General features: G+C 62.2%; 1 protein-coding gene. It reads left to right on the top strand.

Annotated features, from left to right (window positions below; all coding sequences use genetic code 11):
- Positions 1 to 734, top strand: a 734-nt coding sequence (locus FCU66_RS35090) for an aldo/keto reductase (protein ID WP_136625479.1), incomplete at its 5' end; no start/stop codon positions are given.
- Positions 735 to 749 lie beyond the last annotated feature (15 nt).

The raw sequence follows: 749 nt of genomic DNA, 5'->3' as shown, positions 1-749 counted from the left end.
ATCTTGAGACGGGCCAGCGCAGCGGCGGCCTGAACAGCAGGCCGGATCATATCAGGGCGGTCGCGGAAGCTTCACTGAAGCGCCTCAGGACCGATCGCATCGATATCTTTTATCAGCACCGCGTTGATCCGAATGTGCAAATCGAGGATGTCGCGGGCGCGGTGAAGGAGCTGATCGCGGAAGGCAAGGTCAAGCATTTCGGGCTCTCCGAAGCTGGAGCGCAGACAATTCGGCGCGCTCACGCTGTCCATCCCGTTACAGCGGTGCAGAGCGAATATTCACTGTGGTATCGGGGACCCGAGGCGGAGATCCTCCCAACACTGGAGGAACTCGGCATCGGTTTCGTTCCCTTCAGCCCGCTGGGAGCAGGCTTTCTGACCGGCAAGATGGATGCGAACACGACGTTTGCCAGCACCGACTTCCGCGCCAGTGTTCCCCGCTTCGCGCCCGAGGCGCTGAAGGCGAATGTGGCGCTGGTCGACCTGCTGCGCAACGTGGCGGCAGCAAAGGGCGCCACCCCGGCGCAGATCGCGCTTGCCTGGCTGATTGCTCAGAAGCCGTGGATCGTTCCGATCCCCGGCACCACCAAGCTGCATCGTCTGGAGGAGAACCTCGGATCTGCCGCCATCGAGCTTGCGTCGGAGGAGCTCAAAGATATCGACCAGGCTGCCTCGCAGATCACGTTGAAGGGTGCTCGCCTGCCGCAAGCGGTGCTGGATATGACGGGCCGCTAGTGTCCTGATCGGCAA

Source organism: Mesorhizobium norvegicum (genome assembly GCF_004919685.1).
GTDB classification, from domain to species: domain Bacteria; phylum Pseudomonadota; class Alphaproteobacteria; order Rhizobiales; family Rhizobiaceae; genus Mesorhizobium; species Mesorhizobium norvegicum.
This window is presented reverse-complemented; position numbering and strand designations above follow the sequence as displayed.